At 61.2% G+C, this 17,273-nt stretch carries 12 protein-coding genes; 2 read left to right on the top strand and 10 right to left on the bottom strand.

Annotated elements, in window-relative coordinates; translation table 11 throughout:
* Positions 1-76: 76 nt before the first annotated feature.
* The 7 genes from G502_RS0116710 to G502_RS0116680 form a co-directional block, all read right to left on the bottom strand.
* Positions 77-1,579 (bottom strand): M81 family metallopeptidase, encoded by a 1,503-nt coding sequence (locus G502_RS0116710; RefSeq protein WP_022729830.1) that lies wholly within the window; start codon positions 1,577-1,579, stop codon positions 77-79.
* A gap of 188 nt (positions 1,580-1,767) precedes the next feature.
* Positions 1,768-3,453 (bottom strand): ShlB/FhaC/HecB family hemolysin secretion/activation protein, encoded by a 1,686-nt coding sequence (locus G502_RS0116705; RefSeq protein WP_022729829.1) that lies wholly within the window; start codon positions 3,451-3,453, stop codon positions 1,768-1,770.
* Positions 3,454-3,504: 51 nt separating this feature from the next.
* Positions 3,505-5,154, bottom strand: coding sequence for a serine hydrolase (locus tag G502_RS0116700; protein ID WP_081649860.1), 1,650 nt, complete (start codon positions 5,152-5,154; stop codon positions 3,505-3,507).
* Positions 5,155-5,351: 197 nt separating this feature from the next.
* Positions 5,352-7,328, bottom strand: coding sequence for a Fe(3+)-hydroxamate ABC transporter permease FhuB (gene fhuB / locus G502_RS0116695; RefSeq protein WP_022729827.1), 1,977 nt, complete (start codon positions 7,326-7,328; stop codon positions 5,352-5,354).
* Positions 7,318-8,208: an ABC transporter substrate-binding protein gene (locus G502_RS0116690; RefSeq protein WP_022729826.1), complete on the bottom strand. Its 891-nt coding sequence runs from the start codon at positions 8,206-8,208 to the stop codon at positions 7,318-7,320. Before G502_RS0116690 ends, fhuB begins: the two co-directional genes overlap by 11 nt.
* 7 nt (positions 8,209-8,215) lie before the next feature.
* On the bottom strand, positions 8,216-9,025 hold the full coding sequence (locus G502_RS0116685; RefSeq protein WP_022729825.1) for an ABC transporter ATP-binding protein: 810 nt from the start codon (positions 9,023-9,025) through the stop codon (positions 8,216-8,218).
* 9 nt (positions 9,026-9,034) lie between these two features.
* Positions 9,035-11,125: a TonB-dependent siderophore receptor gene (locus tag G502_RS0116680; RefSeq protein WP_022729824.1), complete on the bottom strand. Its 2,091-nt coding sequence runs from the start codon at positions 11,123-11,125 to the stop codon at positions 9,035-9,037.
* 242 nt (positions 11,126-11,367) lie between these two features.
* Here G502_RS0116680 and G502_RS0116675 point away from each other — a divergent pair, with 242 nt between their 5' ends.
* Positions 11,368-12,195 (top strand): (2Fe-2S)-binding protein, encoded by an 828-nt coding sequence (locus tag G502_RS0116675; RefSeq protein ID WP_022729823.1) that lies wholly within the window; start codon positions 11,368-11,370, stop codon positions 12,193-12,195.
* 114 nt (positions 12,196-12,309) lie between these two features.
* Here the strand turns inward: G502_RS0116675 and G502_RS0116670 are convergent, their stop codons facing one another.
* Entirely contained in the window at positions 12,310-14,724 is a 2,415-nt protein-coding gene (locus tag G502_RS0116670) for a GcvT family protein (protein ID WP_022729822.1), read from the bottom strand.
* Between the two features lie 126 nt (positions 14,725-14,850).
* Between G502_RS0116670 and G502_RS0116665 the strand changes: the two genes are divergently transcribed.
* Entirely contained in the window at positions 14,851-15,492 is a 642-nt protein-coding gene (locus G502_RS0116665) for a TetR/AcrR family transcriptional regulator (RefSeq protein WP_026989601.1), read from the top strand.
* On the opposite strand, the gene G502_RS0116660 is transcribed toward G502_RS0116665, so the two are convergent.
* On the bottom strand, positions 15,486-16,772 hold the full coding sequence (locus G502_RS0116660) for a TRAP transporter large permease (RefSeq protein WP_022729820.1): 1,287 nt from the start codon (positions 16,770-16,772) through the stop codon (positions 15,486-15,488). The genes G502_RS0116665 and G502_RS0116660 overlap by 7 nt on opposite strands.
* Positions 16,773-17,273: a TRAP transporter small permease gene (locus tag G502_RS0116655; protein WP_211217853.1), complete on the bottom strand. Its 501-nt coding sequence runs from the start codon at positions 17,271-17,273 to the stop codon at positions 16,773-16,775.

Genomic DNA, 17,273 nt, shown 5'->3' with positions numbered 1-17,273 from the left:
GACCCCGCTACACCGACTGCAAGATCAGCGCCGGTTCCGACAGGAACCGGCGCTTTTTCTTGGAAGATATCCCTGTTCAGCGCCGATCGCTGATTTCATCCAGGGGATAGACCGGACGGCGCACCTTCGAGAAGTTCAGCTGGCTGTAGTCCGAGGTGCACACCCCGATGCCGGCGCACTCGATGATATCCCGAGCAATGTGCTTCAGGCCGGCACGCCAGTGAATACGACTCTTCAGCATGACATAACGCTTTTGCAAGGGGTCGATCCCCAGGCTCAGCAGGACATTGATGTCGTGCGGCTCCACATGGCGCGAGATGACCACGATATCCACCTTGCCGGTATCCAGCACCACGGCCGTGCCCATATCCATGGCCACACCGGCGTACATCGGCCCCTTGTTGCGATAGCGCCCTTCGGAAATGGTCTTCACACGACCGGTTACCTCCAAAGGCTTGTTCTCCGCGGGAATGGCCGGCATGTCCAGCTTGCCGCCGATCTTCAGCGTGACCGTCTCACCAATGCCCGCGGCCACCGCTTGCTGCACGGCCTGGGGATCAAAGATACCGAAGACGGCGACATCCTCCAGCTCCTGTCTCAGGATCTCTGCCAGCACGGCCGTCGTGTCCATGGTCCCGCCGGAGGCCGCATTGTCGTAATGGTCCAGCAGAATCACGGGCCCCTTTTCCATGTCCTTGGGAATGGCCTTGGCCCGGGCCACGGAGTCCGCAAGAGGTTCGGGGTGATAGACGAAGGCTTCACGCGCTTTCCAGGCCATGTCCAGCAACTCGTCCCGCATCTGCTCGGCCAGGCTGGGATCGTTGTCGGTCACCACCACGGCCGAAAGGCCCGCCTCGCGGATGTCGGCATGGGGAAAACCGACGAACAGGCTGGCCGAGAGCACCTCGGGGCGCTGTTCCATCTCGATGCAGCGCGCCTGGATCTCCTTGTTGGGATGGTCATCGGTTCCCTGGCGCATCACATGCGGCAGCATGGGATTGTTGGCCCAGGCTTGCGTTGGCTTGACCGAGCCCTTGATCTGACCGATCAGTGCGCGCCCGGCCCGGCGTCCCGTCTCGTACATGTCGATGTGCGGATAGGTCTGATATCCGGCCACCACATTGGAATTGCTGACGATCTCGTCATAGAGGTTGGCATGCATGTCCAGGCCCACGGCAATGGGAGTGTCGGGGGCCAGTTCCCGGACCCGTCGAACCAGAGCGCCCTCGCCGTCCTCCAGACTCTCGGTCACCATGGCGCCATGCAGGTCCAGCAGAATTCCGTCCCAGCCGCCCTTCTCGACCGCTTCGCAGATGGCATCGGTCATGATGCGGTAGGCTTCGTCCTCCACGGGTCCACTGGGCCAGGCCTCGGCGGCAATCGCCACTTCGATCTCGGCCCCGGCCTGCTCGGCCTCGTCCATGTAGCCGCAGAGCACGGTCCCGGTGTTGCGATAGGCAGCGACGGCGTCCGCACCGCGCAGCGGCGTGTTTCCGCGCCGCGCAAAGCGCTCCAGAGGGGTCGGCACCGGGGAAAAGGTGTTGGTCTCGTGCTTCATCATGGCAAGAAGCAGGCGCATGGCATTTCCTCTTCAGTCTTCTCTCGTTGTGGTTTCTGGCTGTACTTGGCCGAACGGCCGGATGGGAGCTCCCTGGCGGGAGTTCTTGCTTGCAGCGAATCCTGCTCAGACCGACAGGAAAGGTCAACGCAGGAATCCCACACCGCTTTTCCCGACCCAGAGCGATAGACTCAGCCAGGGCGACGGAGTCAGAAGGCGTATTGCAACTGGAAGAAAACCTGGGTTCCCCGATCCTCGATCTCCCGGCTCGACCAGGTAGGCTGCGCAAGCGTAATGCTTGCCAGGTCACGGAAGGCAAGGCCCAAACCGACAGAGCCGAGGTGTGCGGCGCGGAATTCCGTACCAAGCGGATCGTTGTGCAGATAGCCTTGGTCCACGAAGGCAAAGCTGGACAGCCCTTTCACCTCGTCGAGCAGGCTATCCAGGCTGTAGCGCAGGGTCAGAGCACCGGCAAAACCGCTGTCACCCACCACGGAAGTCCGTGAATAGGCCCGTGCAAAGCTGTTGTCGCCCAATGTCAGGCGCATGGTCTGTGGTAGGCGTGTAAAGGCCAATTGACCCGTCGCCGAGGCGGCCAGGCTCCAATCTTCATCAAGGTTCTGATGCCAATGCCCCTCCACTGCCATCAGGCTGAAATCCGGTCGCCCGCCATATCTGGCGACGTCGAAAGCATCCACATCACTGGAGCCCAGGCTTTCCAGGCCTTGTGAAAGGGACACGCGACCCAGGAAAGCCGAGGACTCGAAGTTCTGATCATAGCTGGCACTCAGGGTTGCCCAGCGTTGCCTGTCTGTAATGATGCGTGTCGAACCAGCCCAGATTCGATCGTCCTGTGTCGAGATATCCAGCCGCCCAAGGAGGTTGTAGTCGATGCGGCGCAGGAAAGGATACTCCAACCAGAACGAACTCAAGGTGGTCTTCGCCTCGATATCGAGCTCGGCTGCCTCGCCGCCGGGTCGTGACTCAACATAGCCAAGCGAGTAACCAAAGCGCAGGCCTTCCGTTCCAAGCGGCGCGGATTGCTGCCACTGCCCCATGAAAAATTCCCTGGGTTTGAAGGGGTTGGTCACAACAGTCAGGGCATTACTCTCGAACAGCTGGAAAATATCTCCAACCTCTACATGGCCGATGGCCTGATAGGGGCCGATATCGTCTGATCCGGTATTGTCGAACACCACGCGGCCACCGGGACCCTCGGGATCAACCTGCAGGGTCAATCGGCCGGCCTGAACGTTATCGGGGATCTTTTCCAGCAGAGCATCAATGGAGAACCCTTCAAGGTCTTCGATCAGAAGCAGGTTCCGCTCAAGTCTTGAGACCCTCAAGGGCACCTGTCCCGCAATCCGATCCAGATAGGGCTGCAAACGGCTGGCGACATCCGGGATATCGCTGTTGATACGGATTTCCTCGATATAGGCGTCAAAAACCTGGATATGCAGCACCCCTGCCTCGACATCCCACTCGGTCACCAAGGCGCGCGCGAAGTAATCCCGTTCGTAGTAGTAACGCTCAACCGCAACGACCAGGTCCTCGATCTGGCCTCGGCCGACAGCTTGTCCCTTCAGGTCTTGCCAAAGCGGCCCCAATTCAGGATAGGGGATAACCTTCGTTCCACTGAACGCAATGCGCCTGAGAAGGTAAGGCTTCTCGGGCAAATCAACCAGGGCACGGCGCTCCAGAGGCACGGCCAGGTCCAGGCTGGGTTGCACTTCGAGCGGCTGGCGAAAACGTTCGATCACTCTGTTCTGGTCCACGACCAGATTCTCAATCTCCCGGGACTGACCCCAGGCAGTCTCGGCCGAAAGGAAAACAAGGAGAAGGGCTACAGCAAGCACAGCCCGAACGGGCAGGAAGGAAGGGATTTGAGAGGTCATGAGCCTGGATCGTTCTTGTTCTTGCCTGGGACTCTCTGGCTGTTCGACTTCTTAGCGCGTGAAGTGGCCCAGGCCGTTCTGGTCCAGAAATTCGACGGTCACCGCGCCAGCTTGTCCATTCTGGAAATCCGAGAAGGAAACGCGTGAGACAGAGCCATCGGGCGCGTTTTCACCCAAGGGCCTGTAGATGAAACTGTCCCCGTCCCAGGACTCGAGTCGGTTTTCCTCACGATCCGGGCCCAGAAACAGATAGAGATCCCCTGCTCTCTCGACCACGCTGGCCTCTCCGAAATAGGCGCTGTGATAGCGCCCGGCATAGCTGGAATACGCCCGGGGCGCTGCGGCATCAACAGGCCTGGACCGTCCAACAAGGCTGCCAACCGGTGCCACAATAGGCTCCATCAGGGGTTGGTAGGCTGAAAACCAGTCGCGTGTGATGGACCCGAACTGAGCCAGGTCCATGAAGGATGCGGAAATGGCCTCCCCGGCACCGGTGGGGGCAGCATTGGTAAGTATCGTAATTCCAAGTCCCAGTGACGGGATCATGACATAGTTGCTGCCGACCCCCAGAGCGAAGGCCCCGGAGTGGCTGAGCGACACCCGTCCCGATGCCTCCGTTCCGACACCGAAGCCGAAGCCATAGGTACCGGCCCGTGCATCCATCGCATGAGGATGCGCGGATATGACCTGAGCCGAGGTTGCCGGCAACAGCGCTTCCTGCGTGACGACCTGGCGGTCCTCGAAGCGGCCACCTTGAAGGATCAATGCCATCCACTTCGCCATGTCGCGCACACTGGAACTTACGCCCCCGGCCGGCGTCTGCGCATCGGGCTGTCGCTGATAGCGCGGCTGGTAATTCCCCTTGATGGAAACGTGCCCGTGGGCACGGTTCGATCGCGACTGGTAATCCGAATAGCGTGAACTGGTCATATCCATGCCCAACGGGCGATAGAGCGAGGCCTCGCAAAGACTGGCCCAGTCCTGCCCCGCCGCCTCCGCAACCGCCTCGGCGGCCGCTGTCAGACCGAAATTGGTGTAGGCATAATGCGCACGGAAGGAATGAAGCGGCAGGTAACGCAAGCGCTCTAGAATTGTGCGCCGGTCGTAGCCCAGGTCCTCCAGGTCATCCCCGCCATGATCCGGCAAGCCCGAGCGATGTGCATAGAGGTCACCAAGAGTCACATGCTCAGTTACCCAGGGGTCGGCAAGCTCGAACCACGGCAGCAGCGTCCTGACAGGCATGTCCCACGTCACTAGGCCTGCATCGACCTGGCTGGCAACCACGGTGGCTCCAAGCGACTTGGAACAGGAGGCAATCTGGAACACGGTATCTGCATCGACGCCCTCACCGGCTCCGATGCGGCGCAAACCATAACCTTCCGCGAATACCGTCTCTCCCCCTCGCACAACGGACACCGCCAAGCCGGGTATTTCCGAGCGCTGCAGGATATCGCGACAGATGCCGTCCAGCTGGCTCAACGCCTCATCAACCAGAGATGGAGCACTCAGGACACCGACCGTCTGTGGCGGTGACTGCGTCGCCTCCTGCAGGATTTCAGGCGCCTCCTGCTGGCCCGCTGAAGCTGTGCCTGCAGAAATGGCCGAAACGGCCGTTGCCGCTCCAACCCCCTGCAACAAGCTTCGTCTCGATATGGATGAATAGCCTTGCCCGTCACCGGTGGTGCCTGGATACCTCTGCATGTTCCCCCTACATCCCCCTGCTGCTTGAGTCTGTCTGGGCAGGGCGAATCTTGAGGGCACCGGCACCGTACAGTCCCATGTACTAGCGACACAGCGGCCTCCCCCAGCCGCCGCTCCTGTTTTGCTTCAGTTATACTCCCTTTGCGTCAGGCGGCAATTGAATACTGCCGATCAACATCATGGGGGAAATGCGATGCTCAACGCTTCCGGCGCAGCAGCAGCATAAGGAAAGGCGCACCAACCAGGGCCGATACCAGGCCAGCCGGCAACTGGTAGGGAAAGACCAGGTTGCGTCCGATCCAGTCGGCCAGCACCATCACCGCAGCGCCTGCCAGCAAGGCGCCCGGCAACTGGCTGCGTGCCCGCAGGAGCCCGAGTTCGCGCGCAATATGGGGGGCCATCAGCCCGACGAAGGACAGCGGACCGACGATCATGGTTCCAGCCGCCGTCAGCAATACCGCCTGGGTGAACAGCAGGATACGGGCCCGCCGGACAGCAATGCCGACAGCCTGCGCCGCCGCCCGCCCCAGGGGCAGGACATCCAGCCAGCGCAGCCCCAGACAACACAGCCCCAGCAACAGCAAGGCAGCTGCCAGGGCCGGTAATGCGGTTTCCAGGATCACGCCATAGGTGCTGCCGGCAATCCAGTTCAGCAGCTGAAAGGCGCGCGGATCTCCCGTGGCCGACAGCAGGGCCACCACCGCATCCAGCAGGGCATTGAGGGCAATACCGGCCAGGATGACGCGCTCGGGCGCAAAACCGCTGCGCCAACCGAGCATCAGGATAAGCAGGAGGACCGCCAGTGCTCCCAGAGCCGCGCTACCCATCTGCATGGGCAGCGCGGGGCTTGCAACCAGGAAAATCAGCGCCGCCATGCCCATCGTGGCGCCGGCGCTCACCCCCAGCACCTCGGGGCTGGCCATTTCATTGGCGGTCAGGCGCTGCAGGATCAAACCGGCCCCCGCCAGCATCAGGCCGGCCGCCAAGGCCGCCAGCATGCGTGGCAAGCGCCAGGGCAGGATGTCCCCGAACAATGCACCTGGCAGCACCCCCCAGCTTCCATCCGGCAGGCGGCCGGCAACCACGGCCAGCAGGCACAAAACGATCAGGAGGGCCAGGAGTACAAGGAGAACGAAGGTGGTCCTGGCTTGCCTCGGTGCAATCGCCCTGGGGGACAGGGAAGGCGGCCGGTCCTGGCCGCACAGGCGCGGCAGCAGCAGAAGCAGCAATGGTGTGCCGAACAGCGCGGTCACTGCGCCGGTGGGCAGGAAATCCGCAAGGCTTCCTGCTGCAACCTGAACCGCCTGATCGGTGAGCCACAGCAAGGCCGCCCCCAGCAAGGCAGCCCAGACCAGTCGCTGCCGGAAGCGCCGAGCACCGCACAGGCGGGCAACCGTAGGCGCCAGCAGGCCAATGAATCCGATCACGCCAACCAGCGAGGTCACGACAGCGGTCAGGCAGAGAGCGACAGCCGCCCCACCCCAGCGAATGGTGGCCGTGCGCAGCCCCAGGGCGCGTGCCTGGTCGTCGGGAAGGCTCAGGAGTTCCAGCGGGCGCACCAGCAGGGCAACGACGACGCCCAGGACCAGCAGGCGCGGCAGCATGGTCAGCGGCACGGACCAGTCCTGCTGCTGCAGCGAGCCACCGCCCCAGATGAACAGGCTTTCCAGGTAGCGATCGTTCAGCAGGACCAGCAGAGCGGACAGCGCACCGCAGTAGAGGCTGACGACCAACCCGGCCAGGACCAGGGTGACCGGCGAGAAATCCCGTCTTGCCCCCAGGGCCAGCACGACGAGGCCGGCGGCAAGACTGCCGGCCAGAGCAACGATGTCGTGGCCCAGGACGAAAAGGCCCGGGGCATAGAGCGTGGCGAGCGAGAGCGAGAGCTTGGCGCCGGCAGAGAGCCCCAGAGTGGTGGGTGACGCCAGGGGGTTTCGCAGCACCTGCTGCAGGATGACCCCCGCAACGCCCAGCGCGGCTCCGGCCAGCAATGAGGTAACCAGACGCGGCAAGGACGAATAGAGCAGAACCAGGCGCTGTGCATCGAACCCCTCGACAGTTTCGCGAAGCGCCAGTAGCTCCGGCCCCAGGGACCAGAGCGTCATACCGCCAGCGGGCAGGACCGCCAGCATCAGGACGAAAAGCAGGGAACGGCCGCTTTCCTCAGCCTTCATGCCCGTCCTCTCCGAGATGCGCCGAGAGGATACGGGCGAACCGCAAGGCCGAAGGCAGCATGCCGAACATCAGAACGGCCGGCAGCACGGAGAAACGCCCGGCCTTCACCGCAGGCAGGCGGGTCCACAGAGGACTTTCCTCCAGCGTCGGCCGAACCTCGCCGGGAAGCGGTTCGAATGTGAAGATTCGCGTTTCCGGCCCCGCGGCCTCGGCCAACTGCTCGATCCCCACGGTTTGGAAGCCCCAGGCGTTGGTCGAGCCCTGCCAGGCATTGGCAAGGCCGATCTGCGTCATGATGTCATCGAAAAGACTGCCCTTGCCATAGACCCGCACGTGACGCGCATCCATGAAACGCAGCAACAGCAGAGGCCCCGATGGCCGATTCCGGTCCTGTGTAGCAAGCCGTGCAAAAAAGCTGTCCGTACTGTCGAGAAGCTGTGCGGCGGCCTCCCGGCATTCCAGTTTCCGCCCCAGATCCCGGGTGGCTTCCCGCGCCTTGCGATAGGGCTGCTTGTCCTGGTCGTAGATGCTGTAGGTCAGCACGGGCGCCACTTCTTCCAGACGTCCGCGCAAACCCTGAACATAGGGCGTGGTCAGGATCAGATCGGGGGCCAGCGCGGTCAATCGCTCCATGTTGATCTCGCGATCGGTGCCCAGATCGACGACGCCTTGCGGCAGGGGTGGTTCCACGACCCATTCAGACCAGCTATCCGCTGCCGCCACGGCAATCGGCGGCTGTCCCAGCGACAGCAGGGTGTTGGCCAGCCCGTAGTCCAGCGAGGCAACGCGCCTGGCATCGCCGGAGGCCGCAAGGCAATGTCCCGGCAGCAGACAGCCAGCAGCCAGGCCTGTCAGGAAGCTTCGACGACTTGCGGGCATGGCATTCCTAACCGGCACTGGCCACCGGCGTCCCCAGCACGGGGTGCTCCATGACGGTCATTTCCACACCGTAGATTTCCGCGAGGCACGCCGGCGTCATCACGTGGCGAGGTGGGCCGGAAATCACCAGCTCTCCCCCCTTCAGGGCATGCAGCTCGTCACAGAAGCGGGCCGCCAGGTTCACGTCATGCAGGACCAGGACCACCGTCATGCCGCGGTCGTGTGCAAGCCGCCGCACCAGCGAGAGAACCTCCAACTGGTGCGCCACGTCGAGCGCCGAGATCGGTTCGTCCAGCAGCAGGCAGCGGGTGTCCTGGGCCAGTGTCATGGCGATCCAGGCGCGCTGGCGCTCGCCCCCGGACAGGCTGTCGACCTGGCGCCCGGCCAGGGCCTCCAGCCCGCATTGCTCCAGCGCGGCCTCGACCTTCGCGGCATCTTCCCGCCCGAAGCGCCCCAGGGCGCCATGCCAGGGATAGCGCCCGAAACCCACAAGCTCGCGTACCGTCAGGCCAAGCGTGCCCGGCATGTCTTGTGGCAGGTAGGCCACTTGCCGTGCAAAGGCCCGCTCGCTCCAGCTCCCGACGGGCTGGCCCTCGAACAGGACCTTGCCCGCCGTCGGCGACAACTGACGGGCCATCAGCTTCACCAGCGTCGACTTGCCCGAGCCGTTGTGGCCGATCAGGCCGGTCACGGCACCCGGTTTCACAGTCATCGTCAGGTTCTTCAGGATGGAGACTCGATCCACCCCGTAACCCAACGCCTCGACACTGAAACCGGGGGCGCTCGGGACCGTGACCTTTGCTTGCCCGCTGCTCATGGCTGCCGATCAGAAACGATAACGCAGGCTGGCGATGAACTTGCGGCCTTCATCGCGGTAACAGTAACCCGCGTTGCAGACCTCCTTCTCCTGATTGAGCAGGTTATAACCGTTCACCTGGAAGCGCGCGCCAGCGAGCTTCGGGTCGAAATTCCCAAGATCATAGTGGAGTGAGGCATCGGCAAAAAAGCGCGCATCGTTGGTGATGGTGTTCTGGTCGTTGCCATAACTTTGCCCGGAATAGCGCAGGCCAGCACCGGCTCCCAGTCCGGCCAGACTGCCTTCCTGGAACGTGTAGTCCGCATAAACGGAAAAGGTATGCTTCGGAATACCGTTGAGAGTGTTTCCTTCCGTCCCCTGTGCTCCTTTCTCGATCTCGACATCGGTATAGGCGTAAGAGGCCGTAAGATTGAGACCATTGTCGAGGCTGGCCACACCTTCGATCTCGAAGCCGCGTGAGCGCAGATCGAGCTGGACCTGCTGGTTAACGCCCGAGGAAGCGTCGAACACCACGCCATCCTTCTGATGAATATCGAAGAGCGAGGTGGTGATCAGGGCGTTGTAGCCGGGAATCTCGTACTTGACCCCGACCTCCTTCTGATCCGCGATCGTCGGTTTTGCCGGCGACCCGCTCATCAGGGTGCCAATATTCGGAGTGAAGGACGTCGTATAGCTAATATAAGGCACTATCCCGAGATCGGTCCGGTAAGAGAGTGCAGCACGCCAGGAAAACTCTTCGTCCTCCTGCTCGACCGTACTGCGCCCACTGCCGGAAGGCGTAGTCGTTTCCGCGGATAGCCAGTCATATCGCCCCCCGAGATTCAGGATGAAGTTTTCATACTCCAGGCGATGCGAGCCATAGATACCGAACTGGCGCTGGTCCTGCTTTTCAGTGAATGACAGCTCAGGTGGCGGCCCCTGACCCGGCAAGGCACCAAAACCTTGTTCCTGCTCGTAGTCGACCCAGCTGTAGTTGAAGCCCGCAACCGAGGTATGGAACAGCGAACCTGTCTCATAGTCGGCTTGCACGAAGTTATCGGTTACGAAAGTGGAGAGGTCTTCCGCATTCCGGCCCGCTGCCCGGGAAACCGGATCAGAGTTTGGGTCCGTCACGTAGGCGTATTCGAGATTGTTATCGAGTCCGGCATAGCGAGAAGATGAGTGGAAAGTGAAGTTCTTGTTGAAGCTATGCTCCAGCTCATAGCCCACACGATACTGACGCTGCGTAAAATCGTTGTAATCCGGGTCCCCGGAATAGATGTCCGTAACCCCGTCCTGGTCGTTGTAGTAGGCTGCGGTGCCGCCAACCTTCGAGTCCATGTACTCACCGAGCACGGTTAATGTGGTGTCTTCATCCGGCTTCCAGCTAAAGGAAGGAGCAATATAAACCCGATTGTCGGGAAAGCCGTCTATCTCAGTTCCGCTGTCCCGGACCACACCTGTCAGGCGGTATAGAAAGGTGCCTTTTTCTGTTACTGGTCCTGAGAGATCAAAGTTTGCCTGTTTTCGGTGGTAACTTCCTCCCTGGAGCTCAATCTCGCGGAATGGGTGCTCTGTCGGCTTCTTGGTCACGAGATTGACCAGCCCGCCCGCGGTGGAGGCCCCATAAAGCGACGAGGAAGGGCCCTTCAGGATCTCGATTGCTTCGAGACCATAGGGCTCCGACCTGAACAACCCAGTAGGGCTGGAGAAGCGCCGTAAACCGTCCTGGAACACGCCGTTGTAAGTCGCCGAAAACCCACGCACGAAAAAGGCATCAAAGCGAGGATCCAGGCCGTAGGCCCCGGTGCGCACGCCCGGCGTATAGGCCAATGCGTCCTCCAGGGAGGCCGGATTACGGTCATCCAGCTGGCTCTCGGTGATTACGGAGACCGATTGGGGCACCTCGACGAAGGGGGTTTCAGATTTGGATCCGAGCCGACCCGATACAGGCACATAGCCGTCCTGGACCAGTCCCTGGTCACTTTCCGCTTCGACCTCGATGGCATCGAGCGTAATTTCGTCCTGTTCCTGGGCCAAGGCCGACCCGCTGGCCATCACGGCCAATGGCAGGATGGACCAGAAAATGAGCTGTCTTCCATATATTTTATGATCTGTCATATGAACTCTCGCCTGTGCTGACTGCCCCCGCGAAGCATTCAGGCCAGTGGGGCCCCTCGCGACGGTAACGACTTGATTGAAAGGCTTGAGCGCGAATGCTAGTAACTCTTATTAGCAACGAATAAGTCCCCTGGCTGCGAAGAGTTCACATTGTCGCCCCTCCCGAATATAAGACTCATAATCATTCGCACTTACAATCGTCAAGCATCCAGTTGCAGAGATTTGCACGGAGTCCTGAGGACATGGCGCATCTGAACGAAGCGCTTGATTGGCTAAATCAATGCTTCCCCCAGTTTCCCAGCTCCTGCGGAACTTTGCCTGACGGCGCCCTCAATCTCGTGGAGCTCTGCCATCAGGTTGATTCCCCACTGACAGAACTTCTGTCATGGCAGGCCGAACGCGTGCCCGGCATGGACCTGCGGACCCAGGCTGCTTTCTTGATCGCCAACCTCAGCTATCGCCTGTCCTTGCTCGTGGGCAGCCTTGTTTTAAGGGCGGGCATAGTGCCCTGCCTCTCTTCCAATCGGATCGGCCTGGCACTGTCGTCAACTCCAGCCCTTCAGGATGATCCTGCGGGTAGGTCCAGGCTGCATCTCCATCTCTGCACTGAAGAGGCTTTCGAGTCCCCTGCTTCATCCGAAGAACAGACACCCGAGTTGCTGTCCGTTCAACTTGAAGACAGCTTTGAACCGCTGGTCGAACGCCTGGCGGAAGACACACGCCTGGCCCGCGCGGCGCAGTGGCGCCTGATCGCAGACTCCTTGGCCATGGCTTTCCTATCTGTCGGGCAAGCCCTGGGTGACGAAACGCGCGCGAAAACGCAGGCGCTCGCCATCTTGAAGCGGCAGGGTTCCCGCCTCAACAACAAGCAGTTGGCCTTCGCCACACTGACACTGCCGGACGGCGAAAACGGCAACAACCAGGTGAAGTCTTTCGTCAGCCGTGGCGGCTGCTGTCGCTACTACACCGCTCCCAATGGCCAGATCTGTCCCACCTGCGTTCTGGAACCCTTGGAAATGCAGCGTACACGCATCCGTGACCTGCTGCTTGAGACGGCTACTGAAAGCTGAGTTTCCGTACAGGGGGCTGCGGAACGATCTTGCCCGGATCACGAAGCAGAAAAGGAAAGGCTGGCGAGGGCCTGTTTTCAGTTATTGCCCCGGCAGCCCCTGCGCATCTCCATCTCAGCTGCGCATTCTTTTTCCGTCCGGATCATGCGGAGACGGAGCGATCACGCGCGCCGATCTTTCTTCACCGACGATATGCGTTGTCAGCTCCGTGCCGACTTCCGCCGCCTTGCGATCGACCAGCGCCATAGCCAGGCTCTTGCCGACCGTGTGGCCATAGCCGCCGGAGGTGACAAAACCGACCCGGGTATCACCCTGCCAGACCGGCTCGAAGCCTGAGGCATCGGCATCCTTGGCGTCGACCTCGAGTGTCACGAGCACCTCCTGTGCTCCGCCGGAATCGCGTTCCTTCAGGGCAGATTCCCGACCGATGAAGTCGCCCTTGTCGAAGGCGATCCAGCGGTCCATCCCCGTCATACCTGCGGTGTAGCCTTGGGTGAATTCGCAGGACCAGATGCCGAAGCTCTTTTCCAGGCGCAGGGCGTTGAGTGCCTGGAAGCCGTACTCGATCAGTCCCAGTCCCTCTCCGGCGGCCTTCAGGGTCTCACGCAAGGCAACGTGCTCGGTGGCATCACAATGCAGTTCGTAGCCGAGCTCGCCCGTCACCGAGAGCCGCGCCGCCGCCACGCGGTTGAGGCCGATGTCCAGGGTTCTGCAGGACATGAAAGGAAAGCCCTCGTTGCTGACATCCTCGTGTGTCACGCGCTGCAGGAGTGCCCGGGCGTTGGGGCCGGATATGGAGAAGCCGACCACGCCGTCAGAGATATCGCGAACATTCACACCGTCTTCCAGGTGATCCTCGAACCAGCGCATCTGCCATTCACGCAGGTAATAGGAGGCCAGAATCCACCAGCGCCCGTCGCCACGGTTGAAGACCGTGAGGTCGCCCTTGAGCCGCCCGTCGTGCCCCAGCATCGGGGCCAGCCGGGCGCGCCCCGGAGCCGGCAGGCGGCTTGCGAGCATCCTGTTCAGCCAATCCTCAGCCCGCGGGCCGGTCACCTCATAGCGCGCGAAGGCCGAGATATCGATCAGGCCGACACCGGCGCGCACCCCGCGGCATTCCTTCTCGATGATGTCGAAGGCATTGGAACGGCGCAGGGTGGGCGTCTCCTCGAAATCCTGCTCGGCGAAATAGATCGGCGCCTCCAGGCCCCAGACACAGCCCCAGCGCGCACCGTCCGCCGTCATGGCATCATAGGCCGGCGACTTGCGCAGCGGCCTGCCGGCCGGCAGCTGCTCGTTGGGATAGGTCATCACGAAGCGGCGGGAATAGAACTGGCCCGTGGTCTGGCGGATGTACTCCTTGTTGGAAGCGAATTCGCCATAGCGCGCGATGTCCATGCCGAAGATGTCGCTCTCCGGCTCGCCCTGGATCATCCACTCCGCCAGCGACTTGCCGACACCACCGCCCTGCAGGAAGCCGGCCATGACGCCACAGGCCAGCCAGTAGTTGGGCACGCCGCGCACGGGCCCGACCAGGGGATTGCCATCCGGCGAGAAGGTGAAGGCGCCGTTCACCCAGCGTTTGATGCCCGTCGTCTCCAGGCAGGGATAGCGCTGGAAGCCCAGGGACAGCTCTTCGGAGATGCGGTCGATGTCTTCCTGGATCAGTTCGATACCGTAATCCCAGGGCGCGCCATCCATGTTCCAGTGCTTGTAGTTGAGCTCATAGATGCCCAGCAGCATGCCCTTCTGCTCCTGGCGCATGTAGGTAAAGCCCTCCAGGTCGACGATCAGGGGCAGTTCTCCATCAAGGGCTTCCACCTCGGGAATGGTGTCGGTGACCAGGTAGTGGTGCTCCAGGGGTGTGACCGGCAGCTCCAGGCCCACCATTCGGCCCAACTGCTTGGCCCAGAGCCCGCCGGCATTGACCACATGCTCAGCCTGGATGGTGCCCTTCTCGGTGACCACGTCCCAGCTGAGGTCGGGACGCTGGTTCAGTTCCAGCACGCGGTTGTGCTCGATCACCTCGGCGCCGCGCTGACGCGCGGCCTTGGCATAGGCATGCACAACCCCCGAGGGATCGATGTAGCCTTCGCGCTCGGCCAGCAGGCCACCCAGAATGCCCTCGGTCGAGATGACCGGACAGGCCTTCTTGATCTCATCGGGCCCCACCAGGTGAACATCCTCGATGCCCATGGTCTGGAAGGTGCGATAGGCGGACTGCAGCCATTCCCAGCGCGCCGGCGCCGAAGCCACGGATATGCCCCCTGTCATGTGCATACCGATGTCCAAGCCGGACTCCTCGCCCACTTCGCTCAGAAGATCGATGGTATAGGACTGGAGCGCCGCAATATTGGGATCGGCATTCAGGGCGTGGAATCCGCCAGCGGCGTGCCAACTGGATCCCGCCGTCAACACCTCGCGTTCGATCAGGGCGACGTCTGTCCATCCGAATTTCGAAAGATGATAGAGTACAGATGCACCGACAACACCGCCGCCAACAACAACTACCCGATATTGCGTTTTCATCCCTGTCCCTCTCCAATAGAACGAAGCCTCGTCAGAAGCCTAAGGAGATGCGATGCCGGCGTCTAGACATAAGTGTCCAGAGACCACCTTGCGCATGACCGCCTTTGCCTTGGAAGGTTGCGCACCATGAGAATGGAATCCGACAGGGACTCGCTGCGAACCACGAAGCGGTACTGGCTGAAGGCAGCGGTCGAAATCCTGGTTGCCGAGGGAATCGAGCGCGTCAAGGTTCAGGTGATTGCTCGCAATCTGGGGGTTTCCCGGTCCAGCTTCTACTGGTTCTTCAAGAGCCGCCAGGATCTGCTCGACCAGCTTCTGTCGCACTGGCAGGATGTGAACACACGCTCGCTGCTCGAGCGGGCCGAAAGGCCGGCTGACACGGCCTGCCGCAGCGTACTGAACGTCTTCGAGTGCTGGGTCAACGAAGAGCTCTTCGATCCGCGCCTGGACATAGCCGTGCGCGACTGGGCACGCCGCTCAAGCACGGTCCGCCAGGTGATCGACGAGGGCGATGCCAAGCGCATGACGGCACTAACCAGTATGTTCAAGCGCCATGGCTATCCGGAGGAGGAAGCCTTCATCCGCGCCCGTGTCCTCTATTTCATGCAGATCGGTTACTACTCACTCGAGATTGACGAACCGATGGAGACGCGGCTGTCCTATCTGGCCAGTTACTTGCACTGCTTTACCGGACTCGAACCTACGCAGCAGGAAATCAACGACTTCCACGCCTTTCTGAAGAATGGAGCCAGCGTGCCGGCTCAGTAGAATCCGAAAAGCCTGGGGAAGAACAGGGACAGCGTGGGCCAGAAGGTTGTCACCAGCATGACCGGCAGGGCCACGACGCCCAGCAACATAAGGACCGGTCCGATGGCCTTGTGTATCTGTACCTTGCTGATCCGACAGGACATATAAAGAATTGGTGCGACTGGCGGTGTATTTGCCCCGATCACGACTGAGGTCCCGACAATGGCCGCATAGTGCAATGGTTCGACCCCGACAGAGGTCACCACAGGCATGAACAGCGGCGCGATAACGACTGTGACGGAGACGTCATCCATCAGGGCGCCAGCAATCACCAGTACCGCATTCACAAGCAGCAGGGTCCAGATGGGGTCGACCGCAATGGTCGTGATGGCCTCGGTCAGATCCTGGGGCACGCGCTCGAAAGCCAGGATGCGGCTGATCATGAAGGAAAAAAGCAGGATCAGGATGATCGTGCCTGTTGTTTCCGTCGCTGAAATCACGCTTCGGCCAAGGTTTCTCCAGGTCAGATCCCGATAGATGAAAGCCCCGACGATTAGGGCGGCAACAGCCGCCACGGCTGCAGCTTCCGTCGGCGTGAAAACACCGCCATAGATACCGCCCAGGATGATGACAGGCAGCATCAAGGCCGGCAACGCGCTCAGAACCGCTTTCCTATGTTGTCCCTGCTGAACCTCTTCTGCGCTTTCCTCGGTGAACAATCGGCCGGCAGCAAAGCGGTTGAAAAGGGTAAGTCCGGCGATGAGCAGCAGCGCTGGCCCGATGGTGGCGGCAAAACAGGCCGCAACGGATTGCCGTGTAACGACCGCAAAAAGGATCATCGTGATAGACGGTGGGATGAGAATCCCCAGCAACGACGATACACCAAGCAGAGAAGCCGTATATCCACGCGGATAACCTCGCTTCTCCAGCGGATCGACCATGATCGTCCCGATCGAGGCAACAGCGGCCGTCGCCGTTCCGGCAATGGCACCGAATATGCCCGAACTCAGGACCAGGGACGTCCCGAAACCGCCGCGGCGCTTGCCAACGATGACCTCGATGAAATTGACGATGCGCGCCGCCAATCCACCGGATTGCATCAGATAGCCTGTCAGCACGAAAAGCGGCAGAGCCAGCAAAACAATGGAATTGAGCGAGCGGAAGCCTTGCAGCAGAAGGGTGCTGAGGTTGGCGTCGTAGATATAAACCAGATAAGCCAGCGTACCCGCAAAGGACCAGGCCACGGGAACCCCGATGCTCATCATGACAATGAGCAGACCGATCGCCAGAAATCCTTCCATTCAGGCCTCCGGCGCCCTTGCTTGCAGCACTCCACGAACTCCATGCAGAAGATCGCGTAACGCGTAGGCAAAACAGCCGACGGCTGCGATCACGATGGAGAGTTGCGGTATCCACAGAGGCAACCTGAGGGCAGGTGTGGTCTGCGGACGCTGCAATCCCCAGGCAAGCATCTCGTAGCCCCAATAGACAAACAGGGCGCAGATGATGGTCGTGATAAAGGCAATTACTGTCTTGTGGACAGCCTTCGCCATCCTGCCGGTAAGACGGGACGGCAGGAAATCCACAGTGAGATGTTCCCTGCGCCGGGACGCAATAAGCGCGCCCGTCATGTAAAGAAACATGGCCGCCAGCAGGCTCAGATCATGGGCAGCAGAAAAGTTCCAGCCCAGGACGTACCGTGTCAGGACCAGCAGAAACAGCAGGCCCGTGACCATGAAGCTGCAAAGAATCGCCACGGCGTTCAGAGCCGTGGCGATTCCTCTGTCCAGTCGTTCAAGCAC

The sequence above is a fragment of the Fodinicurvata sediminis DSM 21159 genome, assembly GCF_000420625.1.
Classification (GTDB): Bacteria; Pseudomonadota; Alphaproteobacteria; order Kiloniellales; family DSM-21159; genus Fodinicurvata; species Fodinicurvata sediminis.
The sequence above is the reverse complement of the archived record's forward strand: the minus strand, read 5'-3'. Positions and strand labels throughout refer to the sequence as shown.

Bases quoted from the DNA above. Each gene is read 5' to 3' on its own strand.
- G502_RS0116710 (WP_022729830.1), bottom strand. From the start codon at position 1,579: ATGCGCCTGCTTCTTGCCATGATGAAGCACGAGACCAACACCTTTTCC.
- G502_RS0116705 (WP_022729829.1), bottom strand. From the start codon at position 3,453: ATGACCTCTCAAATCCCTTCCTTCCTGCCCGTTCGGGCTGTGCTTGCT.
- G502_RS0116700 (WP_081649860.1), bottom strand. From the start codon at position 5,154: ATGCAGAGGTATCCAGGCACCACCGGTGACGGGCAAGGCTATTCATCC.
- fhuB (WP_022729827.1), bottom strand. From the start codon at position 7,328: ATGAAGGCTGAGGAAAGCGGCCGTTCCCTGCTTTTCGTCCTGATGCTG.
- G502_RS0116690 (WP_022729826.1), bottom strand. From the start codon at position 8,208: ATGCCCGCAAGTCGTCGAAGCTTCCTGACAGGCCTGGCTGCTGGCTGT.
- G502_RS0116685 (WP_022729825.1), bottom strand. From the start codon at position 9,025: ATGAGCAGCGGGCAAGCAAAGGTCACGGTCCCGAGCGCCCCCGGTTTC.
- G502_RS0116680 (WP_022729824.1), bottom strand. From the start codon at position 11,125: ATGACAGATCATAAAATATATGGAAGACAGCTCATTTTCTGGTCCATC.
- G502_RS0116675 (WP_022729823.1), top strand. From the start codon at position 11,368: ATGGCGCATCTGAACGAAGCGCTTGATTGGCTAAATCAATGCTTCCCC.
- G502_RS0116670 (WP_022729822.1), bottom strand. From the start codon at position 14,724: ATGAAAACGCAATATCGGGTAGTTGTTGTTGGCGGCGGTGTTGTCGGT.
- G502_RS0116665 (WP_026989601.1), top strand. From the start codon at position 14,851: ATGAGAATGGAATCCGACAGGGACTCGCTGCGAACCACGAAGCGGTAC.
- G502_RS0116660 (WP_022729820.1), bottom strand. From the start codon at position 16,772: ATGGAAGGATTTCTGGCGATCGGTCTGCTCATTGTCATGATGAGCATC.